The sequence below is a fragment of the Cupriavidus sp. WKF15 genome, assembly GCF_029278605.1.
In the GTDB taxonomy this organism is placed as follows: domain Bacteria; phylum Pseudomonadota; class Gammaproteobacteria; order Burkholderiales; family Burkholderiaceae; genus Cupriavidus.
Genome location: NZ_CP119573.1, coordinates 1,650,307 through 1,670,381, shown reverse-complemented (window position 1 = coordinate 1,670,381; position 20,075 = coordinate 1,650,307). Strand labels below are relative to the sequence as shown.

The following is a 20,075-nucleotide window of genomic DNA, read 5'->3' as shown; positions in this document are numbered from 1 at the left end:
CCGCACCGCGCCCGCCGCGACCGTCGCACGAACGGCTTCAGGCCACCGTCCCCGCGGTTTGCGCCAGCGGCGCGGCGCCCTGCTCCTCGCCGCCGCCGGCCTGCCCGAGATCCATCCCGGTGGTCTCGGGCAACAGCATCGCCGCCATCACGACCATCGCGTAGCCAACCCCGGCGACAATGGCGATCGCGATCGGCAGCGACGAGCGTCCCGAACTCAGCCACCCGACCGATAGCGGGAACAGCGAGCCGATCACGCGGCCGGCGTTGTAGGACACCCCGTATCCCGTCGCGCGGATATCGTTGGGAAACGACTCCGAGATCGTCGCGCCGATGCCCGCGAACACGCCCTGCATCAGGATCCCCAGCGGGAATCCGAGGAACAGCATCGAGGTATTCGACACCGGGATCACCATGTAGACCAGCGCGGCCACGAAGGCCCCCGCCGCGAACGCGATGTAGGTCAGGCGGCGGCCCCAGCGGTCGGTGGCGTAGGCGCCCGCCACATAGCCGATCAGTGATCCGACGATCGTCACCGCCAGGTAGGAACTGGTGCCGAACACCGACAAGCCGCGCTCGGTCTTGAGGAACGTCGGCAGCCATGTGGCAATGGCATAGTATGCGCCCAGCATCCCGCCGGAGAGCAGGCTGCACAGCAGGGTCCTGGACAGCAGCGGGCCGCGGAACAGCCGCCCCAGCCCAGCCAGTGCCGTCCCCCGCCGGCCCGCCGCGCGGCTCTTCAGGAAGATCTCCGGTTCCTCGAGGTTGCGGCGCAGGTAGATCACGACCAGTGCCGGCAGGATGCCGATAAAGAAACAGACGCGCCAGGCCGTCTCTGCCGGCAGCACGCTGAAGGCGAGCGCATAGACGATGGCCGCCGCCCCCCAGCCGAAGGAATAGCTGCTGGCGGTGAAGCCCGAGTATTTGCCGCGGTGCACCGGATTGCGGATCATCTCCGTCACCAGCACCATGCACAGCGACGATTCGCCGCCGAAGCCCAGGCCCTGGATCATGCGGAACGCCATCAGTTGCTCCGGCGACTGCGCCAGCCCGCACAGGAAGCAGGCGAAAGCGAACACGATGATGGTCCAGCGCAACACTCGCACGCGGCCATAGCGGTCGGCCAGGATGCCCGCCCCGATGGCGCCCACCAGCGACGACACCAGCGTCCACGTGACGATGGCGCCGGCAGTCGACTTGCTCATGCCCCACTGCCCCAGCAGCGTGGAGATGAGAAAGGAATAGATCATGAAGTCGAACACGTCGACCGCATGCCCGAGGAACGCGCCATAGAAGCCCTTGCGCTCCATGCGCGACAAATCGCGGAACCAGTCAAACATGCTCCCTCCCTGTGATGGTGTGTGTCTGGCTTAGTGGTGGGGGTCCGCCGGCTGCATGGACGGCCGCGGCGGTGGCCGGAAAGCGTAGCCCGCCTCTTCGAGCAGGGTGGCGAAACGCAGTGCGGTGAGATCCTGGTAGCGGCCGGCGACGATCTGCACGCCGACCGGCAAGCCGCCCGGCCCCGGCCCGATCGGGGCCACCACGGAAGGCAGCCCGCACAGTCCGGAATGGCCGGCCCAGAACAGCTGCGTGGTCATCGGCTGCGCATGGCCGTTGACGGTGAGCGTACGCGTCCATGGCTCGCCCGCTTCGTTCAGCGCGAACGCGGTCGTGGTCGCGGCCGGGCACAGCAGCACGTCATGGTCGGTGAAGAAGTTGCGCCACGCGGCCGCGAAACGTTCGCGCGCAGCCTGCAGGCGCAGCCAGTCGCGATGGCTCAGCGTCGCGCCGGTGTACTGCAGCGCGGCGTAGGAAACATCGTCCGCTGAGATATGGGCGGCACGGCGAAGCGCCTCGGCATAGGCCGTGTCGTCCATGTGGACTGCGGTGGTCGCGCGCAGCAGCGTCACGTAGACGTGCCACAGTTCGGCGGCGTCGAAGTCCGGCCGGGCGTGCCAGCCCACGCGCGCGCCCTGCCGCGCCAGCCTGTGGCCAAGCTGCTCGATCTGCGCGGCGACCTCGCCATCGGCCTCGGCCTGTGGATGGGTGGGCAGTACGGCAATGCGAAAATCGGCCAGCCGGCGGTGTGGGCATGCGGGCAGTTCGAGGCGATAGGCCAGCGCAGCGTCGCCATGCGGGCCGGCGATGGCGCGCAATACGGGTTCGAGGTCGCGCGCGCTGCGTGCCATCGGGCCGGCCACGTTGATGTCCTGCTCGCCGAAGCGCGCCGGGCCGGTGCCGTGGCCGGCCAGCGGTACCAGCCCATGACTCGGCTTGAGCGAAAAGATGCCGCAGTAGTGGGCCGGGTTGCGCAGCGAGGAGCCGATATCCGAACCCACGTCGAACGCCGCCAAACCGGCGCACAAAGCCGCCGCGCTCCCGCCGGACGAACCGCCTGGGGTACGCGTCGGGTCGTGCGGGTTGTGCGTGGTGCCATAGATCTCGTTGTAGCTCTGCCAGTCGCGCAGGCCGAGCGGTACGTTGGTCTTGCCGAGCAGGATGGCGCCAGCCTCGCGCAGACGCTGCACCACCACGGCATCGCGCGGGGCCACGTGGCCGCGCAGGGCCGGGTTGCCGCAGGTGGTCGGCCAGCCGGCCACGTCGAACGATTCCTTGATCGAGAACGGCACGCCGTCCAGGACCCCGCGTGCCTGTCCCGCCCGACGGCGCTTGTCGCTTTCCAGCGCGGCGGCACGGGCGGCCCCGAAGTCCGACAGCACGAGCGCGTTGATCACGCCATGCCACGCATGCTGGGCAGCCTCGCAAGCCTCCACCAGTTCCACCGCCGATATTTCGCCGGCGGCCAGCCATTGCGCCATCTTCCACAACGGCGCAAGGCCGGCTGTGCTCCGGTCGGGCAGGTTCACGTCGACTCCTTTGTCATTGTCCGTGCCGGCAGTGCACGGTGGGGCGTTGGGAGAGACTTATGGGAGGACTGCGATGTGCTTCGGTATACTATATTCAGTCTTGCGCGAACGGCAAGACGATTCTGGACGAGCCATTATGCTGGCGCGGCGTGCCATCGGAAAGGAAGAGGCTTTCGGTGGAGGAAGGTGGCAGATAGAACACCTGCCAGGGAGGCATTAGCTTGCCGCAGGACCGCGGCAGCTGGTCGATCCGCTCGGACGACCGGGTCAGCAGTGATGGCGGCGCGGCGTGTGGCCAGTCAGCGCACGGAAGAACCGGCCGATATCGCGCAGGCGCAATGGCAGCAGCGGCGTCGCATGCCGTACGGCGTCGCGCGCCGCGTAATAGCGCAGCAGTTGCTGGCCAACGGGTTGCGAGAGATAACGTTGCTCGGGCGACTTCATGGTAAATCCCAATGGAATCAGATTGACTACAGTATACACAGAATTGGTGCGGTGCGCCATCGAGTGGGGCGCAATGCACTGTTGCTGGGCATGCAATGACTGCACTGGAGCATGCTGCGCCCTGTCGGGACGCAGACGCTGATTCCAATATAGATCGGATCGCTTGAACTTGGACCGGCTGGGAAAAGCGGCGGAAGGCCTCAACGTGAGCCGTCAATCCGAGCTTTTGGGAATGCGGGGGGATGGGTGAGGATGGAGTTGTCGTGCTTGGCGGGAGCAACAGCAGACCAACCAGCCGTCATCCGCCTTCAGGCCGCCTGAACCTGCGCGCCCCCCGGCCCGTCGACCGGCAGCTCCGCCGCCTTGGCCGCACTGTAGACATGCCGCGCCGCCAGCAAGGCGGCAAGATCGGCATCGCCCGCAATCACCGCCTGCAAAATCTGGGCATGCTCGTCCCAGTTCTGCCGCGCGCGCACCACGTTCGCGGGTCCGAACAGCACTGCGGTACGCTCGCGCAGCGAGCGCATCATTTCCTGCAGGACGCTATTGGCAGCAATGGTGCCAAGCACCTCATGGAAGCGGCTGTTGAGCGCAAGCAACTCATCCGCACGCCCCTGCGCGGCAGCGTCCATGCCCTGGCGCAACACCGCCTCCAGCTCGGCGATCAGCGCCGGGTCGCGGCGCTGTGCGGCCAGCTTGGCGTTAAGGCCCTCCAGCGTGGCGCGTACCTCCACCATCTCGCGTGCGATCACCGGTGACAGGCTGGCCACCGACGCGCCGCGGCGCGGCTCGATCAGCACCAGGCCTTCGCTGGCGAGGGCGCGCAGCGCCTCGCGCACCGGAATGCGCGACACACCCAGCTCGGCCGACAGCTTGTTTTCCACCAGCCGCTCGCCCGGCGCGTATTGGCCATTCAGGATGCCTTCGCGCAGCTTGTCGGTGACAAGGGCGAACAGCGGCGAATGGCTGGCACCGAGGCTGAGCGGCTCGGCAGTCGGAGCAGTCGAGGCAGTGGGCAATGTATTGGCCATGGGTCGGCGGAAGCGAAGGCTGACGGTCTGGCCGCCATTGTATACCACGCCTCCGGCGGTATACCGGATTGTCTTATCAATCGTGCTGGAAGGTGAAGCTGTCCGCGTAGAGGTGGTCCGGACTGGCCCCGTGCGCGATGAATGCGGCGCGGGCGTCACGGATCATGTTCGGCGACCCGCACAGGTAGATGGCATGCTCGCTGAGATCGCCCAGGTCGGCCAGCGCCACGTCGTGCACGTAGCCGCGCCGCCCCTGCCAGCTATCCCCCGCACGCGATAGCACCGGCACGTACTGGAAATCGTATAGCCGCTCTCCCCACGCCGGGATATCGGCATGCAGGTACAGGTCTTCAGGCTGGCGCATGCCCCAGTACAGCGACACGGGCGGGCAGTCGGGATCGTCCATCAGCGATTCGAGGATCGCCTTGATCGGCGCCAGCCCGGTGCCCGTGGCCACCATCAGCAAGGGCCGGTAGTCCTTGGCCCGGTAGAAGAAGTTGCCGAGCGGCAGTTCGACGTCGATGCCGTCGCCCGCCTTCAGCCGCGGCAGGACGCCATCCGTGAAGGTGCCGCCCGGGATCCGGCGCACGTGCAGATCGACGCGCCCCGCACTTGGCACCGAGGCCATCGAGAAGCTGCGCGCCAGCCCGTCGCCGGCCACCAGCTTCAGGTACTGGCCCGGGCGATAGTCGAGCGCGCCAGCCTCCGGCAACTCCAGTTCGACATGCAGCACGTCCGCCGACAAGGGCCGCACGGCCCGCACCACCGCGCGGTGCCGGGCCGGCTCGGCGCACGCCTCATCCTCGCGCGCGGTGCTGATGACCAGGTCGCCCTGCGGCTGTGCCTGGCAAGCCAGCGCGTAGCCGGCGGCGGCCTCGTCCGGCGCCAGGCCGAACGGCTCCTCTTCGTACCGCACCTGCCCGTCGAGCAGGCGGATGCGGCAGGTACCGCAGCCGCCGAGCTGGCAGTCGTGCGGCAGCGCGATGCTCGCGCGCCCCGCGGCCTGCAGCAGCGTCTCGCCGCGTTCGACAAAGAAGACCTGCTGCGTCTCGGCGATCTGGATGCGGTACGACATGGAACCTCCATTGTGCCCTTACTTTGTGCCGTTACTTCTTGATATCGGCCTGCACCAGCACCTTCAGGTCCTGCGGCGCCAGCAGTTCGGCCAGCGCCTGCAGCGCCGCCAGCCCGGCCTGCGTGTCCTGCTCGCCGTTGCCGCCCGACAGCCCGATGCCGCCGATCACCTCGTCATTGACCACGATCGGGAAGCCACCCACGAACGCGGCGAACTTGCCTTCGAAGCTCCACTGGATGCCGAACGCCTCGTTGCCCGGCAGCGCCGGCCCGTTGGGCGGCGTGGTGAACAGGTGGGTGGAACGCTTGTGACCGGCGGCCGTAAACGCCTTGTTCCAGGCGATCTGCGGCCCGGTGATGCGGGCGCCGTCCATGCGCTCCAGCGCGAGCGGATAGCCGCCTTCGTCGACCACGCAGATCGACTCCAGCACGCCGATTTCCTCCGAGCGGCGGATGGCCGCGGCGACCATGTGGCGCGCTTCGCGCAGTTCCAGCTTGATGGCTTTCTTCATGTCCGTGACTCCTTGCGACGGTGGGACTCAGGCGCCCCGGTAGACCGTCTTGATCTGCGTATAGAACTCCAGCCCGGTGCGGCCCGACTCGCGGAAGGTCGACGTGCTCGACCGCTTCAGACCGCCGAACGGCGCGTTGACGAGGTTCCCGGTGGTGGTGCGGTTGACCTTGACCGTGCCCGCCTCGATGTCCGTGGCGAAGTGGTGGATGTAGCGCGGGTTGCTGGTGACGATCGCCGCCGCCAGGCCATACTCGGTGTCGTTCGCCATGGCGATCGCATCCGCGTAATCCGTGAAGCCGAGGATGGCGATCACCGGCCCGAAGATCTCCTCGCGCGCGATCCGCATCTGCTGCGTCACGTCCGTGAACACGGTCGGCGCCACGTAGAAGCCCTTGTCGAAGTCGCCCCCCGTCAGCCGCTCGCCGCCGCACAGCAACGTTGCCTCGGACTTGCCGATCTCGATGTAGCGCAGCACGGTTTCGAGCTGCTTCTGCGAGGCCAGCGGCCCCAGGTCCATCCCGGCCGTCATGCCGCTGCCGACCTTGAGCGTGGCCACCTTCGCCAGCAGCCGCTCGGTGTATGCGGCCTTGACGGACTGCGCCACCAGCACGCGGCTGGTACCGGTGCAAGCCTGCCCGGACAGCGAGAAACCGCCCTTGATGGTCAGGTCGACAGCGCGGTCGAAGTCCGCATCCTCCATCACGATCAGCGGGTTCTTGCCGCCCAGTTCCATCTGGGTGCGGGTGGTCATCGGCACCGCGCGGTGAATCTGCTCGCCGGCGCGCGACGAGCCGGTGAACGAGATCGCCCGCACGGGCGGCGCCTCGGTGATGCCCGCGCCGATCTCGGCCGCGCTGCCCGTGATGAAGTTCAGCACGCCCTTGGGCAGCCCCGCCTTGATCAGCGCCTCGGCCAGGCGGTAGCCCGACAGCGGCGCCTCGGACGATGGCTTGAACACCACCGTATTGCCGGTCACCAGCGCCGGGGCAATCTTGCGGGCCGGGATCGACACCGGGAAGTTCCACGGTGCGATCACCGTCACCACGCCCAGCGGCTCGCGCTGGCTGTAGACGAGCTGGTCCGGGTCGTCGTTGGGGAACACTTCGCCGGTAAAGGTCTGCCCTTCCACGGCGTAGAAGCGCAGCGTCTGGGCCGAGCGCAGGACTTCGTCGCGGGCCAGCGCCAGGGCCTTGCCCTCTTCGCGGGTCAGCTCGGCCGCGATGCTGTCGGCGTTGGCTTCGAGGTGGTCGGCAGCGCGGTTGAGGACCGCGGCGCGCTTGCCGACCGGGGTCTTCTTCCAGCCGGCGAACGCGGCCGCCGCCGCTGCGACGGCCGCCTGCGCATCCACCGCCGACGACGCCTGGAAACGGCCCACGAGGTCGCCGGTGTCGGCCGGGTTGACATTGTCGAAGGTCCGGCCCGACTGGCAGGCCGTCCATTCACCGTCGATATGGTTGAGGAATACGTTCATCGTCGGTCCGGTTTGCGCGGCGCGGCTCAGGCGGCCATCTCGAGTTCGGGCAGCGGCAGCTCTTTCTCGACGTAGTCGTGGTAGAGCGCGGTCGTGTACAGCAGCCGCATCTGCGCGCCGATCTCGCAGATCTTCAGGCAGCGCTGCTGCAGCTCGGGCGTGTTGGCGTGCTCGAGCACGATCTGGTAGCCGCGCTCGCCATGGATCTCGTCCGAGACGATATGCAGGTCGAAGAACTCGACCTCCTCGTCGGTGAACTGGTACTTGTCGCGCAGCGTCGGGGTCTGCTTGCGGTAGATCGACGGCACCTGCGATTCCAGCCCGACCACCAGCCCGGCCACCGCCACGATCGGGTCTTCGCGCATGGCCACCGCGTAGCACCAGCTCTGCAGGCCGCGCGTGGTCGGCGACATATTGTCCGGGTCGATCACGCGCTCGCGGGTGGTGCCGCAGGCTTCGGCGAAGCGGATCAGCAGATCGGTGTGGCGGTCGCCGCCGATTTCCTCCTCGTACATATTGGCGAGCAGGAAGTCCTTGGCTTCGGTATACCGGTCAGGCGTGCGTGCATAGATGTAGCCGAGGTAATCCGCGAACGGACCGACATAGTGATAGTGGTTCTCGGCCCAGCGTGCGAGGTGGGCGCGGCTCAGCTTGCCGCTGGCCCAGGCCACGCTGAACGGCGCCTTGTTGGCGCTCTTGCCCTTGATGGCTTCTTCAAGGGCGGCTCGGAATACTTCGCGGTTCATCAGTTCGGCCATGACGGGGGCTCCTGTTGGCGGATGTGGGGCGATTCGGAGTGGGTCGGGATGCCTGGATCGCTAGTAGATCGATCACGATTGCATTGTTGTATACTATATACAGAGAGACGCAGACGGCAAGCGCTTTGTTGACTCATCACGCCCGGGTTTACCCGGCGCAAGGCCTGGTGAGGGCCTCAGGCGGCGCGAAGCCCGGCCGCGCCGGCAATGCGCGACCACGCGAAGCCCGCCAGCGCCACGTCCTCCAGACCAACGCCGACTGACTTGTAGATGACGATGTCGTCGTCCCGCTTGCGCGGCGACACCTTGCCGAGCACGACGTCGCCCAGTTCGACGATCTTTTCCGCCGGCAGCGCGAGGGGATCGGCCAGCACGATGTCGCCGGCCTCGCGGGTCGATTGCGGACGCCACTCGACCACCACGGCCGCGGCGCGGTGCAGCGCGGTGTCGTCCAGCTCGCGCGTATGCGGCAGGCTGGAGCCGATGGCGGCTACGAACGCACCCGGCCGCAGCGAAGCGCCGGCGAACAGCGGCGTGGTCGAGCGCGAGGCCGTGACGACGATGTCGGCCTGCGCCACGGCGTCATCCGGCTCGGCCAGCACGACCGGGATGCCGCATTGCGCCGACAGCCGCGCGGGCATGCCGGCGTCGGCATACGGATCCCACACCAGGATGCGCTCCAGCCCCAGCGTCGCGCTAAGCTGGCGCGCGTGCTGCGCCCCCTGCGTGCCGGCGCCGAACAGCGCCAGCGTGCGCGCCCCCGGCCGCGCGAGCCGCTGCGCCGCGAGCGTGGTGCACGCCGCCGTGCGCAGGCGCGTGATGGCGCCGGCATCGAACGAGGCGAGCGGCCTGCCGTCCTCCGTCGAGAAGATCAGGATGACAAACGAGAACTGGCCGTTGATCGTCGTGTAGACCTTGGCACCCGCCACGCCCTGCTGCGGGATCACCGCGCCCAGCGTGGACAGCTTGACGCCGCCCGCCTCGGTGCGGATACGCTCCTGCATCGCCGCGTCGCCCCGGCCGAAGCTGGCGAAGGCCACTTCCATGACTTGCCGGGCGTCTTCAGGGCTGACGTGGGCGTCGATCAACGCGTCTGTGATGTGCTGCATGGGAACTCCGCTGGTGGGTTGGAGAAGTCGTCAAAGAGAAGCGGAAGGGCGGTTCGCGGTTCCAGGCACGTCTCATGCTGAAACTTGGGAGACCCCGCCCAATAATCGGTATACAGTCTACATATCCCGCGATACCGCAGCAAATCACACTGACGATCCATGCACCATCGTGAGAGCGCCTGAAAAGCCACAATCCCAACAACTGTGCGGCACCAAGGCAACATGCACTATGTCGGAGTTCGCGTAAATCCTGATGAAAATCTGCTTGGCGCATCGACTGCTCGGAATATAGTATACCAACGTGCTTCCTGCTCTGACGGGAACCGCCCCCACAACCCCTCGCCCCAGGGAGTTTTCATGTCACAACAAGTCGTGATCGGTGCAGCGCACTGGATTTATCTGGCAGGGGTCGCGGTCATCGTGCTGACGATGATCCTGCGCGCCAATGTCGTCGTGCCATCCATCGTGGGCACCGCCCTCGTCGTCTTTGCCCTGACTGGTAGCACGGTCTCGGCGTTGGCGGGGGTGTTCTCCGCCAGCCTGGTTGCCGCCAGGGAGCTGTTCAATATCTTCCTGGTGATCGCATTCATGACGGCGCTGCTGAATGCGCTCAAGACGCTGCGCTCGGACATCCGCATGGTGGAGCCCTTCCGCATGGTGATGAAGAACGGCCATTCGGCCTTCTTCATCCTGGCGGGCATCACCTATGTCATCTCGCTGTTCTTCTGGCCGACGCCAGCCGTGCCGCTGGTGTCGGCCATCCTGCTGCCCGCGGCCATCGCAGCGGGGCTGCCGCCGCTGGCGGGGGCGATGGCCATCGCCATCGCCGGCCAGGGCATGGCGCTGTCGTCGGACTATGTGATCGGGGTGGCGCCCGGCATCAGCGCCAAGGCCGCCGGTGCGGCGGTAAGCGCCGCCGTGGTGGCCGACCGCGCGCTGGCGCTGTCGATCATCACCGGCTGCATCGCGCTGTGCCTGGGCTATCTGTCGATGCGCAAGCACATCGTGCCGGCCAGCGGCGCCCTGCTCGACCGCTGGCAGGCACGCGCCGGCGGTACCGCGATGGCGGCCGAGGGCGGCGGCACCTTTGACAAGGCAGAGATTGCACGCGGCACGGCCCATGCCGAGCCGCTGGCCACCGACAGCAACATCGAGGCCAGCCTGTCGATGGTGGCCCGACGCCGCGTGAAGTGGTCGAAGTGCTTCGCGATCGTGACGCCCATCGCCTTCCTCGCGGTGGTCGCCATCATGGTGATGCCGAAGCTCGGCACCGGCGTGCAGGACCTCAAGGGCGGCGACGCGGCCGCGCTGGTCGGCGGCGTCGCCGCCGTGCTGATGATGCTGGCGACGCTGGCCGCGGAAGGCCCGCGCCGCATGCTCGACGTCTGCCCGGAGCACATCACCGACGGCTTTGTCTTCGCCTTCAAGGCAATGGGCTCGGTACTGCCGATCGCGGGCTTCTTCTTCGTCGGTGCCGGCGAGACCGCTGCGCAGATCCTCGGCCTGCCGCCGGGCAAGGCGCCGAGCCTGCTGTTCGAACTGATCCAGGCCTACCAGCACACCATCCCCGACAACCACGTGCTGGTCGCGTTCGGCGTGCTGCTGGTCGGCATGATCACCGGCATCGACGGCTCGGGCTTTGCAGGCCTGCCGCTGACCGGCACGCTGGCCGGCGCGCTCGGCCCGGTGGTCGGCTTCGATCCTGCCACGCTGGCGGCGGTCGGCCAGATGGGCGCCGTGTGGACCGGCGGCGGCACGCTGGTGGCCTGGTCGTCGCTGATCGCGGTGGCCGGCTTTGCCCGGGTGCCGGTGCTCGAAGCGGTGCGCGCGCTGCTGATGCCGGTCCTGATCGGATTGGCCTGCTCGACGGTGGCCGCGATGCTGCTGTGGTCGTAGAGGACCGAGGCAGCACCGCCCAGCAAAACTCCCCAACGTTTCTGAATCCGTCCGGACGCCGCCCTCGCGGCGGCATCCGGCCAGCACGATCCGACCTATGCCGACTGTCACCTTCCACAAGCAGGGCCAGACCTTCACCGACGAGGTCAAGCCGCAGACCAACCTGGTCGTCCGCGCGGGCATCCGCCAGTTCCCCTACCCCAACCTGCGCTACGAGTGCGGCATGGGCAAGTGCTCCAAGTGCGCCTGCCGCGTGATTGCCGGAGCAGAGCACCTGCCGCCGCCAAACTGGAAGGAAAAGAAGCAACTCGGCGAGCGGCTCGAACAGGGCTACCGGCTTGCCTGCCAGCTCTGGATCGAGCACGACATCGAGCTGGCCCAGGACGATCTGCCGGCACCTGCACCGGTTGCCGCCGGCACCGTGGCTGTGACCACGGTGGCCGCCCTGGCCACCGACAGCGTGGACGCCTGACATGTTCGTCCTGCTCACGAGCCGCCCCGGCCAGTTTCGCACCGAGCCCACCGATGGCATGACGGCGGTGGAGGCGTACGACTATGTCTTCTACGGCAAGCGCACGGCGCGCTTCGTCATTGCCGAACTCGCCGCCGACACCAAGGTGCGCGTACTGGAGGAAACGCCGCCCGGCATCGTCAACCTGGTGTCGACCAAATTCCTCGACAAATACGCCACGCTGGAGGCCGCCCGCGCCGCGCTGCGCGAGCTGGCCCGCTTCGGCACCATGGACATCACGCTGGTGCCGACGCCCGTCGCCGTGAGCGGACTGTCCTGATGACTGTCCTGATCACCCCGTCATTTGCCGCGCAACCATTCATCGCCATGATCCAGATCACCTTCCTCACCAACCAGGGCAAGACGGTCAGTGCACCGCCCGACAGCAACCTGCTGCGCGTGTCCCTGCGAGAACAGGGCGGCATTCCCTTCAAGTGTGGCGGCGGACTCTGCGGCACCTGCAAGTGCCGCATCGAAGCGGGCCGCGAGCATACGGACACAGTCAAGCCAAAGGAAAAGAAGCTGCTGACCGAGGAGGAACTGGCCGGTGGCTTCCGGCTGGCCTGCCAGACCTTTATCCGCGGCGATATCGCCGTGTCGTGGCAGCCGCGCGAAGCCGCGCGCGGCGCGGCGAACATCGCCACCCCGCAGAGCGAGTGCTCGACGAGCCTCTGAGCGCAAGCGAGAGTCGAAAGCTGGCGGCCCGGCCTACCGCCGCCGCGCCGCCAGCAGGTCCGCTACCTCATCCAGCATTGCCATATCCACTGGCTGCGACAGGTCCAGCGCCAGCGCATGCCGGTAGTAGGGGCTCAGGTCCAGCCCGACGCCAAGCCCCAGCACCTCGACGTCGCGCAGCGTATCGTGCCGCGCGACCACGGCCTTCAGGTGGTTGTCGAGGTAGCAGGCGTCGTTGGCCTGGCCGGTGGCCGTATCCATCGGGCTGCCATCCGACACCACCAGCAGGATGCGGCGTGCCTTGCCGGTCGTGTGCAGGCGGGCGCAGGCCCACTCCACGGCCTCGCCGTCGACGCCTTCGCGGAACAGGTCGGGCTTGAGCAAGGCGGTAAGGTCGGTGCGCGAGCGGCGCCAGCTGCGCGTGGCGTCCTTGAACACCATGTGGCAGGTTTCATTGAGGCGGCCCGGATGCGCGGGCCGGCCACGCGCGAGCCAGTCCGCGCGGGCGCGCCCGCCGTTCCACGCACCGGTCGTGAAGCCGAGCACCTCGGTCGCGACACCCGCCTCGTCGAGCGCGCGGGTCAGCAGGTCGAGCAGCAGCGTCAGCGGTTCGGCCCGTGCCTTCATCGATCCGGAGCAATCCACCAGGAAGCCGACCACGCAATCGGCATGGGCCCGGTGCGCTTCGAGCCGGAACAGGCGGCGTTCGGCGGGCGAGCTGACAAGCTGCGCCAGGCGGCGGCCGTCGATGCGGCCGCTCTCCTCGCCAAAGGACCAGCCGTCCACGCGCGGCTGCGCCAGCGCGGCACGCAGCCGGCGCGCGAGGCGGGCCACGTTGACGCAGGCACGCGCAATGCGCGCGTCAAGCTGCGTGCGGTATTCGTCGAGCAAGGCACGCCGCACCAGCGTGGCGGCGCGCACCTCGCGATCGTAGCGCGTGGTGAAGACACGGTAGCCGTCTTTCGCCTCGGCCAGCACGCGGCTGTGGCCGCTGTCGGCGACGGCGAAATTTTCCGCGCGCTCCTCTTCGAAGTCGAGCCACAGCGCAAACCCGGCACGCGCGGCGGACGCTGCGTTGTCATCGTCCTCGCCCACATTCGGCGCTTCGCTACGGACCATCTGCGCCACGGCGCGGGCCAGTGCCAGCGCGTGCCCGGCGAATGCAGCCTGATCATGGCGATGCGAGCGCAACCCGGCCAGCGACGTGCCCAGCACGGGCACGATGGCGGCGCGCGTGGCCTCGATCAGGTCCTCGGTTTCATCTAGCACCGGCTCGCCGCTCAGGCGCGACCACGCCACCTGGGCGACGGTGTAGAGCAGGATCCCCAGCTGGCCCTCGGTCAGGCCCGAGCGATGAAACGCACGCGACCACGCCAGGAAGCGATGGCGCAGATTGGCCGCCACGCCGGCCATGCCGCGCGGCACGCGGGTTTCGCAGCGCAGTTGCTCCAGCAGTTCGAACAGCAGCCGCTCGACCGGGTCGGCCGGGCAGAGGCTGCGGTGCAGTGCAGGATCGGAATGCGCGTGGCGTAGCGCGGCGCCATCGGCGGCGCCGCGCAGGCAAGCCGCGCTGTCGGAGTCCGGATCGGTACGCAGATGCGGCGCATGCTGCGGCACTGGCCGCATCGCATGCCAGAGCCGGCCGTCGCGGAAGTGCAGCGCCGGCTCGCCGGTGAGCGCACGCACAGCGGCGCCGGACAGCGCATCCTGGCGCTGGCGTCGGCGCAGCCGCTGCGCGGCCGCCGCCGCGTTCATTGCGCCGGCTCCGAGTGGACCGGGTGTCCTGCCGCTTCATCGGGCAGGTGGCCAAAGCAGCGCTGGTAGTACTCCGCGACTATGGGACGCTCCGCCTCGTCGCACTTATTCAGGAAGGTCAGGCGGAATGCCAGTGCCGGATCGCGGAATATCTGGCAATTCTCCGCCCAGCTGATCACCGTGCGCGGCGACATCAGCGCCGAGACATCGCCCGCGGCAAAGCCGCGCCGCGTGAGCGCCGCCAGCGCCACCATGGCATCGACCAGCGCGCGGCCCTCGGCGTTGTCGAGTTCCGGCACGCGCGCCAGCACGATGCCCGATTCTTCCGCGTGCGGCAGGTAGTCGAGCGTGGCCACCACGTTCCAGCGGTCGATCTGTGCATGGTTCAGGAGCTGGGTGCCGTGGTACAGGCCGTTGAGGTTGCCCAGACCGACCGTGTTCGAGGTCGCGAACAGGCGGAACGACGGATGCGGATGGATCACGCGGTTCTGGTCCAGCAGCGTGAACTTGCCGTCGCGCTCCAGGATGCGCTGGATCACGAACATCACGTCGGGCCGGCCCGCGTCGTATTCGTCGAAGATCAGCGCCACGGGCCGCTGCAGCGCCCACGGCACGATGCCTTCCTGGAATTCGGTAATCTGCTGGCCGTCGCGGATGACGATGGCGTCCTTGCCGACCAGGTCGAGCCGGCTGATGTGGCCATCGAGGTTCACGCGTACGCAAGGCCAGTTCAGGCGCGCGGCGACCTGCTCGATATGCGTCGATTTGCCGGTGCCGTGCAGCCCCTGCACCATCACTCGCCGGTCGCGCATGAAGCCCGACAGGATCGCCAGCGTCACCTCGGGCTGGAAGCGGTAGGCCGGGTCGATCTCCGGCACATGGTCATCGCGTTCGCTGAACGCCGGCACCGTCAGGCCGGAATCGATACCGAACAGGCTGCGCACCGGCACCATGCGGTCCGGCCGGCCAAACTCCTTCTGCGTCACGTCGTGCTCCTCCTGCTTGCCTTGCTTGTCCTTGCTTGTCCTTGTTTGCGCGCGGACAGCAGGACAAGCCGGGAGCCGGCGCAGCCGCTGCCCTACTCGTCCTCGTCCGCGCCGCCCCAGGCGGTGCCGCTCTCGGCTTCGATGGCCGCCAGCGCTTTGGCCGCCCGCTGCAATGCGGGCAGCATCTGCAATGACTTCTCGCGCGTCACGCGCATCACCGGGGCCTGCAGCGCCAGCCCCAGGTTGGATTTCCCGCCGTCCACCGCCGGCACCAGCACGCCGATGCACAGCAGGCCGGGCAGGAACTCCTCGTCATCCATCGCGTAGCCGTCACGCTTCACGCGCTCGATCTCCGCTTCCAGTTCCGCGTGGTCGGTCAGCGTGTTGGCCGTGTAGCGTTCCAGCTCCGCGTGGGCCAGCAGGCGCTGCCGCTGCGCCGGCGTCAGTTGCGCCAGGAACAGCTTGCCCGTGGCCGAGCAGTGCGCCGGCACGCGCGAGCCCGGGTGCAGGTAGAAACGCAGCGGCGCCGCTGTCTCCACTCGATCCAGGTACAGCACCTCCCCGCTCGAAAACGCGGTCAGGTTGCAGCTTTCGCCCACCTCTTCCACCAGCTTGCGCAGCACCATGTGGCGCGCGCCGTGCGAGGTGTTGTTCAACAACAGGTTTTCCGCCAGCCGCCGCAGGCGCAGGCCGGTGCCGTAGTGGCGGCCGTCGCCGTTGCGCTGGACCATGCCGGCCGCCTCGAGCTGCTGCAGCATGCGGTGCAGCGTGGGCTTGGGCAGTCCGGTTTCCTCCACCAGCGCCTGCAGGTTGAAGGGGTGATCCTTGGTGGCAATGACTTCCAGCAGGCCAAAGAGACGCAGCGCCGGCGTATCGCCATCCGGCTTGGTATCGCCCTTGGCAGGACGCGAATCGTTCATGCCTGGCTCCCATCATAGTCAAGTTTCAGTTTCAGATACAAATCATATCAATTATTGAAATTACCGGTTGACCTTCGGCGGTAGAGGACCTACATTCCGAGTACATAAATATTTATCGGAACAATTTGTTCCGTTTTACAAGGTAACTCGGAGACACAAATCAAATGGATAGATGATTTCCACCGCCCTTGGCACCAAACGGGGTGAACCGACCACGGCAACCGGCCTGCAATTACGCGCAGCGCCGACTATTACAGACAGAAAGGCGCCGCGGCGGCTGACAGACAGCAGTCAGCAGTACAGGAGACACAACATGACCCATACACCACAGCCCTCGTCAGGGCTATCGCACGGCCTCAAGCAGCGGCACATGACCATGATCGCCCTGGGCGGCGTCATCGGCGCCGGCCTCTTTGTTGGCAGTGGCGTCGTCATCAAATCCGCGGGGCCCGCCGCGGTTCTTTCCTTCCTGATCACCGGCCTGCTCGTGGTGCTGGTGATGCGCATGCTCGGCGAGCTTGCCTGCGCCATGCCCGGCGGCGGCTCGTTCTACGAATACGCCCGCGAGGCCTGGAGCGACCGTCCCGCTGTCGGCAACCTGGCCAGCTTCCTGACCGGCTGGATGTACTGGTACTTCTGGGTCATCGTCGTGGCGCTCGAAGCCGTGGCGGGTGCCGACCTGGTGCGCTACTGGCTGCCCGACGTGCCCAACTGGACCATCAGCCTGGTATTGCTGGTCATGCTCACACTAACCAACCTCGTCTCGGTCAAGTCCTTCGGCGAGTTCGAGTTCTGGTTCGCGTCGATCAAAGTCGCCGCCATCATGGTGTTCCTGTTCGTAGCAGGCGTGTACGTGCTGGGCCTGGCGCCCGGCGCCCACGGCATGAACGTTTCCAACCTGACCGCGAACGGCGGCTTCATGCCGAATGGCATCGTGCCGGTGCTGACCGGCGCAGTCGCGGCGACCGGCTTCTACTTCGGCGCGGAGATCGTCACCATCGCCGCGGCCGAGACCGCCGAGCCGCAGAAGGCCGTAGCGCGCGCCACCAACTCGGTCATCACGCGCGTGCTCGTGTTCTATGTGGGTTCGGTGCTGCTGGTGGTCTGCCTGGTGCCGTGGAATGCCACTGGCATCGCCACGCCGTACGTCAGCGCGCTCAACGTCATGGGGATCCCGGCGGCCGCGCAGATCATGAACGCGATCGTGCTGACCGCCGTGCTGTCGGCGCTCAACTCGGGCCTGTACGCGTCGTCGCGCATGCTGTTCGCGCTGACGCGCCGTGGCGATGCACCGCGCTCGCTCGCCCGCGTGAGCCGCAACGGCGTGCCCACGCGCGCCATCCTGGTCGCCACGCTGTTCGGTTATGGGGCGGTGGTGATGTCGTATGTATCGCCGGACAAGGTCTTCGCCTTCCTGGTCAATTCGTACGGCACGGTTGCCATCTTTGTCTACATCCTGATCGCGGTGTCGCAGTTGCGGCTGCGTGCGCGGCTGGAGCGCGAAGCGCCCCATCTGCTCAAAGTGAGGATGTGGTGCTATCCGTACCTGACGTGGTTTGCGATCTTCGGCATGGTGGCGATCGTGGTAGCCATGGCCTTCATTCCCGATCAGCGCACGCCACTGGCGTTGGGGGTCGCCAGCCTTGGGCTGCTGGTATCGGCCTATATCTTGCGGCATCTGTTTCGACGAGGCGTGGCGCAGGTCGTGCCGCTAGCGGAGATGCCGCGGCCGGATTTGCATGAGTATTGATGGGGATGGGTGGGGGCGTTGGGATGGGGTACTTACTCTGTCTCGCGCCTTTGCTCTTTGTAGGTTGTTGGGACCCAACAACAAACCAAACCACCCCCCAAATCAACAAACCACCCCATCCCATGACCACCAAGCTGACCCCCCCCATGTGGGACCAGCTCTTCCAGCAACACGCCCACTCCGGCCTGAGCCTGCAAGGCAAGATCCGCCAGATGCTGGTCTCCGCGATCCTGGACGAACAGCTCCCGCTGGGCATCCCGCTGCCGAGCAGCCGCGAGATGTCCGCGCAGTTGCGCGTGGCGCGCAATACCGTGGTGCTGGCCTACCAGCAGCTCGTGGACGAGGGTTACCTGATCTCGCGCGAGCGCAGCGGCTATTTCGTCAACCCCGAGATCCTTGGTGCTCGCGTGAGCGGCGTGGCCTCGCTGCGCGGCACGCCGAGCCCTGACACCCATGGCGGCGCGCGTCCGGACTGGGACCGCCGCTTTGTCTTTCGCCCCACCCACCAGCGCAATATCGTCAAGCGCCACAACTGGCGCGACTACCCCTACCCCTTCATTTACGGCCAGTACGACCCGGTGCTGTTCCCCACCGCCGACTGGCGCGAGTGCTGCCTGAAGGCCCTGAGCGTGCTCGATATCCACGAGTGGGCGCAGGACATGATCGTGCGCGACGACGAGTCGCTGGTGCAGCAGATCCGCACGCGCGTGCTGCCACGCCGCGGCGTGTGGGCCGGTGCCGACGAGATCGTGATCACCGTGGGCGCGCAGCAGGCCCTCTACCTGCTGTCCGACCTGCTCGCCAGCCCCGACACGCCTGTCGGCATCGAGGAGCCGGGCTACCCGGACGCACGCAATATCTTCGGCCGCCATACCTCGAAGCTGATCCCGCTGCCCATCGATGCCGAGGGCGTGATCCCGTCCGATGCGCTGCGCGCCTGCGACTACGTTTATGTCACCCCCAGCCACCAGTGCCCCACCACCGTCACCATGCCGCTGGCGCGCCGCCAGGCCCTGCTGCGGCAGGCGGAAGAAGCGGACTTCGTGCTGATCGAGGACGACTACGAAAGCGAGAGCCGCTTCGAAGGCGACCCCACGCCCACGCTGAAGAGCCTGGACCGCAACAACCGCGTGATCTACGTGGGCAGCCTGTCGAAGAGCCTGGCGCCGGGGCTGCGCATCGGCTACATCGTCGGCCCCGCCGAGCTGATCGCCGAGCTGCGCGGCGCGCGCCGGCTGATGCTGCGGCACCCGTCCGCCTACATCCAGCGCGCGTTCTCGCTGTTCCTGTCGCTGGGGCACTATGATGCGCACCTGCGCCGGCTGTCCGCCGCGCACCGGGCGCGTGCCGAAACGGTGCTGGCGGCGCTGGCCGCCCACATGCCCGAGTTCCGCCCCGTGCCAATTGCCGGTGGCGCCTCCTGCTGGATCGAAGGCCCGCCATGGCTGGACGCCGATGCGCTGGCACGCCTGGCCGAGCTGCAGGGCGTGCTGATCGAGCCGGGCAGCGTGTTCTTCATGAGCGAGCCGGCGCCGCGCAATGGCTTCCGGCTCGGCTATTCGTCGATCGCGCCGGAACGCATCGAACCCGGCATCCGCGTGCTGGCCAGCGTGGCACGTGAACTGCACGCGACCATCGCCGCGCAGGGCGCATCGGCCGCCTGAGCGCGCGGTTGCAGCTGGCGACGGACGCAAGGGCTACTGCCGCGCAGTAGCCCTTTCTGCATGTTCGAACGTGCCGCAAGCGTGCCGCCAGGAGATTCCAGTCCCATTCCACCGCTGGCCCAAGCGATTCCCGCCAACTGGTCCTACAACACGACGCGCGCGCTCCCTATCCTCAGGTCATGGCCGATGCGCGGCCCCCGCCGCCGCATCGTCACGCGATACCAAGGAGACCTAAATGAGCAAGCCCAGCAACAGCCCGGTCGGCACCGACCTCCTGCAAGCCTTCAACGACGCCTGGAACCGCCACGACATCGACGCGCTGATGCGCTTCATGGCCGACGACTGCGCCTTCCACGGCGTAGCCGGCGGCGAGCTGCTCGGGCGCAGCTTTATCGGCCGCGACGCCGTGCGCGAAGGCTTCGTGCTGGCCTGGCAGACCTTTCCCGACGCCTCGTGGACCGAGGGCGAGCATTTCGTGTCCGGCGACCGCGGCGTGAGCGAATCGACCTTCCGCGGCACCCGCGCCGACGGCGCGCGCATCGAAGCACGCATGGTGGACGTATTCACGTTCCGCGACGGCAAGATCGCGGTGAAGAACGCCTACCGCAAGGATCGCCCCCCGGTCGGCAACGCCGCCTGAGCACCGGAGAC

The 20,075-nt window shown here is 67.4% G+C and carries 19 protein-coding genes; 7 read left to right on the top strand and 12 right to left on the bottom strand.

The features are described from left to right. Nucleotides 1-37 precede the first annotated feature (37 nt). From CupriaWKF_RS25000 to CupriaWKF_RS24960, 9 genes are all read right to left on the bottom strand, one after another. On the bottom strand, nt 38-1,339 hold the full coding sequence (locus tag CupriaWKF_RS25000; RefSeq protein WP_276101129.1) for an MFS transporter: 1,302 nt from the start codon (nt 1,337-1,339) through the stop codon (nt 38-40). 30 nt (nt 1,340-1,369) lie between these two features. Next, nucleotides 1,370-2,866, bottom strand: coding sequence for an amidase (locus CupriaWKF_RS24995; protein WP_276101128.1), 1,497 nt, complete (start codon nt 2,864-2,866; stop codon nt 1,370-1,372). Nucleotides 2,867-3,133: 267 nt separating this feature from the next. Next, nucleotides 3,134-3,310: a hypothetical protein gene (locus CupriaWKF_RS24990; RefSeq protein WP_276101127.1), complete on the bottom strand. Its 177-nt coding sequence runs from the start codon at nt 3,308-3,310 to the stop codon at nt 3,134-3,136. Between the two features lie 308 nt (nt 3,311-3,618). After that, on the bottom strand, nt 3,619-4,341 hold the full coding sequence (locus CupriaWKF_RS24985; protein WP_276101126.1) for a GntR family transcriptional regulator: 723 nt from the start codon (nt 4,339-4,341) through the stop codon (nt 3,619-3,621). A gap of 76 nt (nt 4,342-4,417) precedes the next feature. Continuing rightward, nucleotides 4,418-5,416, bottom strand: coding sequence for a 2Fe-2S iron-sulfur cluster-binding protein (locus tag CupriaWKF_RS24980; protein WP_276101125.1), 999 nt, complete (start codon nt 5,414-5,416; stop codon nt 4,418-4,420). A 31-nt stretch (nt 5,417-5,447) separates the two neighbouring features. Further along, on the bottom strand, nt 5,448-5,927 hold the full coding sequence (locus CupriaWKF_RS24975; RefSeq protein WP_013953475.1) for a heme-binding protein: 480 nt from the start codon (nt 5,925-5,927) through the stop codon (nt 5,448-5,450). A 27-nt stretch (nt 5,928-5,954) separates the two neighbouring features. Then, nucleotides 5,955-7,400: an aldehyde dehydrogenase family protein gene (locus tag CupriaWKF_RS24970; RefSeq protein WP_276101124.1), complete on the bottom strand. Its 1,446-nt coding sequence runs from the start codon at nt 7,398-7,400 to the stop codon at nt 5,955-5,957. Nucleotides 7,401-7,426: 26 nt separating this feature from the next. Continuing rightward, nucleotides 7,427-8,158 carry an iron-containing redox enzyme family protein gene (locus CupriaWKF_RS24965; protein WP_276101123.1) on the bottom strand — a complete coding sequence of 244 codons (732 nt, stop codon included), beginning with the start codon at nt 8,156-8,158 and terminating at the stop codon, nt 7,427-7,429. Nucleotides 8,159-8,334: 176 nt separating this feature from the next. Further along, a complete protein-coding gene (locus CupriaWKF_RS24960; RefSeq protein ID WP_276101122.1) occupies nt 8,335-9,267 on the bottom strand; it encodes an ornithine cyclodeaminase family protein in 933 nt (310 codons plus the stop codon). Between the two features lie 357 nt (nt 9,268-9,624). Between CupriaWKF_RS24960 and CupriaWKF_RS24955 the strand changes: the two genes are divergently transcribed. From CupriaWKF_RS24955 to CupriaWKF_RS24940, 4 genes are all read left to right on the top strand, one after another. Next, on the top strand, nt 9,625-11,163 hold the full coding sequence (locus CupriaWKF_RS24955) for a hypothetical protein (protein ID WP_276101121.1): 1,539 nt from the start codon (nt 9,625-9,627) through the stop codon (nt 11,161-11,163). A gap of 97 nt (nt 11,164-11,260) precedes the next feature. Continuing rightward, a complete protein-coding gene (locus tag CupriaWKF_RS24950; RefSeq protein ID WP_276101120.1) occupies nt 11,261-11,635 on the top strand; it encodes a 2Fe-2S iron-sulfur cluster-binding protein in 375 nt (124 codons plus the stop codon). 1 nt (nt 11,636) lies between these two features. After that, nucleotides 11,637-11,954: a ferredoxin gene (locus CupriaWKF_RS24945; protein WP_276101119.1), complete on the top strand. Its 318-nt coding sequence runs from the start codon at nt 11,637-11,639 to the stop codon at nt 11,952-11,954. A gap of 47 nt (nt 11,955-12,001) precedes the next feature. After that, complete coding sequence (locus tag CupriaWKF_RS24940; protein ID WP_276103198.1) at nt 12,002-12,349, top strand: 2Fe-2S iron-sulfur cluster binding domain-containing protein; 348 nt, start codon at nt 12,002-12,004, stop codon at nt 12,347-12,349. A gap of 33 nt (nt 12,350-12,382) precedes the next feature. Here the strand turns inward: CupriaWKF_RS24940 and CupriaWKF_RS24935 are convergent, their stop codons facing one another. The 3 genes from CupriaWKF_RS24935 to CupriaWKF_RS24925 form a co-directional block, all read right to left on the bottom strand. Then, nucleotides 12,383-14,104 carry a cobalt chelatase gene (locus CupriaWKF_RS24935; protein ID WP_276101118.1) on the bottom strand — a complete coding sequence of 574 codons (1,722 nt, stop codon included), beginning with the start codon at nt 14,102-14,104 and terminating at the stop codon, nt 12,383-12,385. Continuing rightward, a complete protein-coding gene (locus tag CupriaWKF_RS24930; protein ID WP_276103196.1) occupies nt 14,101-15,057 on the bottom strand; it encodes an AAA family ATPase in 957 nt (318 codons plus the stop codon). Before CupriaWKF_RS24930 ends, CupriaWKF_RS24935 begins: the two co-directional genes overlap by 4 nt. A gap of 125 nt (nt 15,058-15,182) precedes the next feature. Beyond that, nucleotides 15,183-16,010: an IclR family transcriptional regulator gene (locus CupriaWKF_RS24925; RefSeq protein WP_276101117.1), complete on the bottom strand. Its 828-nt coding sequence runs from the start codon at nt 16,008-16,010 to the stop codon at nt 15,183-15,185. A 313-nt stretch (nt 16,011-16,323) separates the two neighbouring features. Between CupriaWKF_RS24925 and CupriaWKF_RS24920 the strand changes: the two genes are divergently transcribed. From CupriaWKF_RS24920 to CupriaWKF_RS24910, 3 genes are all read left to right on the top strand, one after another. Continuing rightward, complete coding sequence (locus tag CupriaWKF_RS24920) at nt 16,324-17,760, top strand: amino acid permease (RefSeq protein WP_276101116.1); 1,437 nt, start codon at nt 16,324-16,326, stop codon at nt 17,758-17,760. Between the two features lie 122 nt (nt 17,761-17,882). Continuing rightward, the gene (locus CupriaWKF_RS24915) at nt 17,883-19,424 is read left to right on the top strand and encodes a PLP-dependent aminotransferase family protein (protein WP_276101115.1); all 1,542 of its coding nucleotides are present in this window, start codon (nt 17,883-17,885) and stop codon (nt 19,422-19,424) included. 235 nt (nt 19,425-19,659) lie between these two features. Then, a complete protein-coding gene (locus CupriaWKF_RS24910; RefSeq protein ID WP_276101114.1) occupies nt 19,660-20,064 on the top strand; it encodes a nuclear transport factor 2 family protein in 405 nt (134 codons plus the stop codon). Nucleotides 20,065-20,075 lie beyond the last annotated feature (11 nt).

What these genes read in the sequence shown, in the direction of transcription:
- CupriaWKF_RS25000 (WP_276101129.1), bottom strand. Translation starts at nt 1,339, where the DNA reads ATGTTTGACTGGTTCCGCGATTTGTCGCGCATGGAGCGCAAGGGCTTC.
- CupriaWKF_RS24990 (WP_276101127.1), bottom strand. Translation starts at nt 3,310, where the DNA reads ATGAAGTCGCCCGAGCAACGTTATCTCTCGCAACCCGTTGGCCAGCAA.
- CupriaWKF_RS24985 (WP_276101126.1), bottom strand. Translation starts at nt 4,341, where the DNA reads ATGGCCAATACATTGCCCACTGCCTCGACTGCTCCGACTGCCGAGCCG.
- CupriaWKF_RS24980 (WP_276101125.1), bottom strand. Translation starts at nt 5,416, where the DNA reads ATGTCGTACCGCATCCAGATCGCCGAGACGCAGCAGGTCTTCTTTGTC.
- CupriaWKF_RS24975 (WP_013953475.1), bottom strand. Translation starts at nt 5,927, where the DNA reads ATGAAGAAAGCCATCAAGCTGGAACTGCGCGAAGCGCGCCACATGGTC.
- CupriaWKF_RS24970 (WP_276101124.1), bottom strand. Translation starts at nt 7,400, where the DNA reads ATGAACGTATTCCTCAACCATATCGACGGTGAATGGACGGCCTGCCAG.
- CupriaWKF_RS24965 (WP_276101123.1), bottom strand. Translation starts at nt 8,158, where the DNA reads ATGGCCGAACTGATGAACCGCGAAGTATTCCGAGCCGCCCTTGAAGAA.
- CupriaWKF_RS24960 (WP_276101122.1), bottom strand. Translation starts at nt 9,267, where the DNA reads ATGCAGCACATCACAGACGCGTTGATCGACGCCCACGTCAGCCCTGAA.
- CupriaWKF_RS24955 (WP_276101121.1), top strand. Translation starts at nt 9,625, where the DNA reads ATGTCACAACAAGTCGTGATCGGTGCAGCGCACTGGATTTATCTGGCA.
- CupriaWKF_RS24950 (WP_276101120.1), top strand. Translation starts at nt 11,261, where the DNA reads ATGCCGACTGTCACCTTCCACAAGCAGGGCCAGACCTTCACCGACGAG.
- CupriaWKF_RS24945 (WP_276101119.1), top strand. Translation starts at nt 11,637, where the DNA reads ATGTTCGTCCTGCTCACGAGCCGCCCCGGCCAGTTTCGCACCGAGCCC.
- CupriaWKF_RS24940 (WP_276103198.1), top strand. Translation starts at nt 12,002, where the DNA reads ATGATCCAGATCACCTTCCTCACCAACCAGGGCAAGACGGTCAGTGCA.
- CupriaWKF_RS24935 (WP_276101118.1), bottom strand. Translation starts at nt 14,104, where the DNA reads ATGAACGCGGCGGCGGCCGCGCAGCGGCTGCGCCGACGCCAGCGCCAG.
- CupriaWKF_RS24930 (WP_276103196.1), bottom strand. Translation starts at nt 15,057, where the DNA reads ATGGTGCCGGTGCGCAGCCTGTTCGGTATCGATTCCGGCCTGACGGTG.
- CupriaWKF_RS24925 (WP_276101117.1), bottom strand. Translation starts at nt 16,010, where the DNA reads ATGAACGATTCGCGTCCTGCCAAGGGCGATACCAAGCCGGATGGCGAT.
- CupriaWKF_RS24920 (WP_276101116.1), top strand. Translation starts at nt 16,324, where the DNA reads ATGACCCATACACCACAGCCCTCGTCAGGGCTATCGCACGGCCTCAAG.
- CupriaWKF_RS24915 (WP_276101115.1), top strand. Translation starts at nt 17,883, where the DNA reads ATGACCACCAAGCTGACCCCCCCCATGTGGGACCAGCTCTTCCAGCAA.
- CupriaWKF_RS24910 (WP_276101114.1), top strand. Translation starts at nt 19,660, where the DNA reads ATGAGCAAGCCCAGCAACAGCCCGGTCGGCACCGACCTCCTGCAAGCC.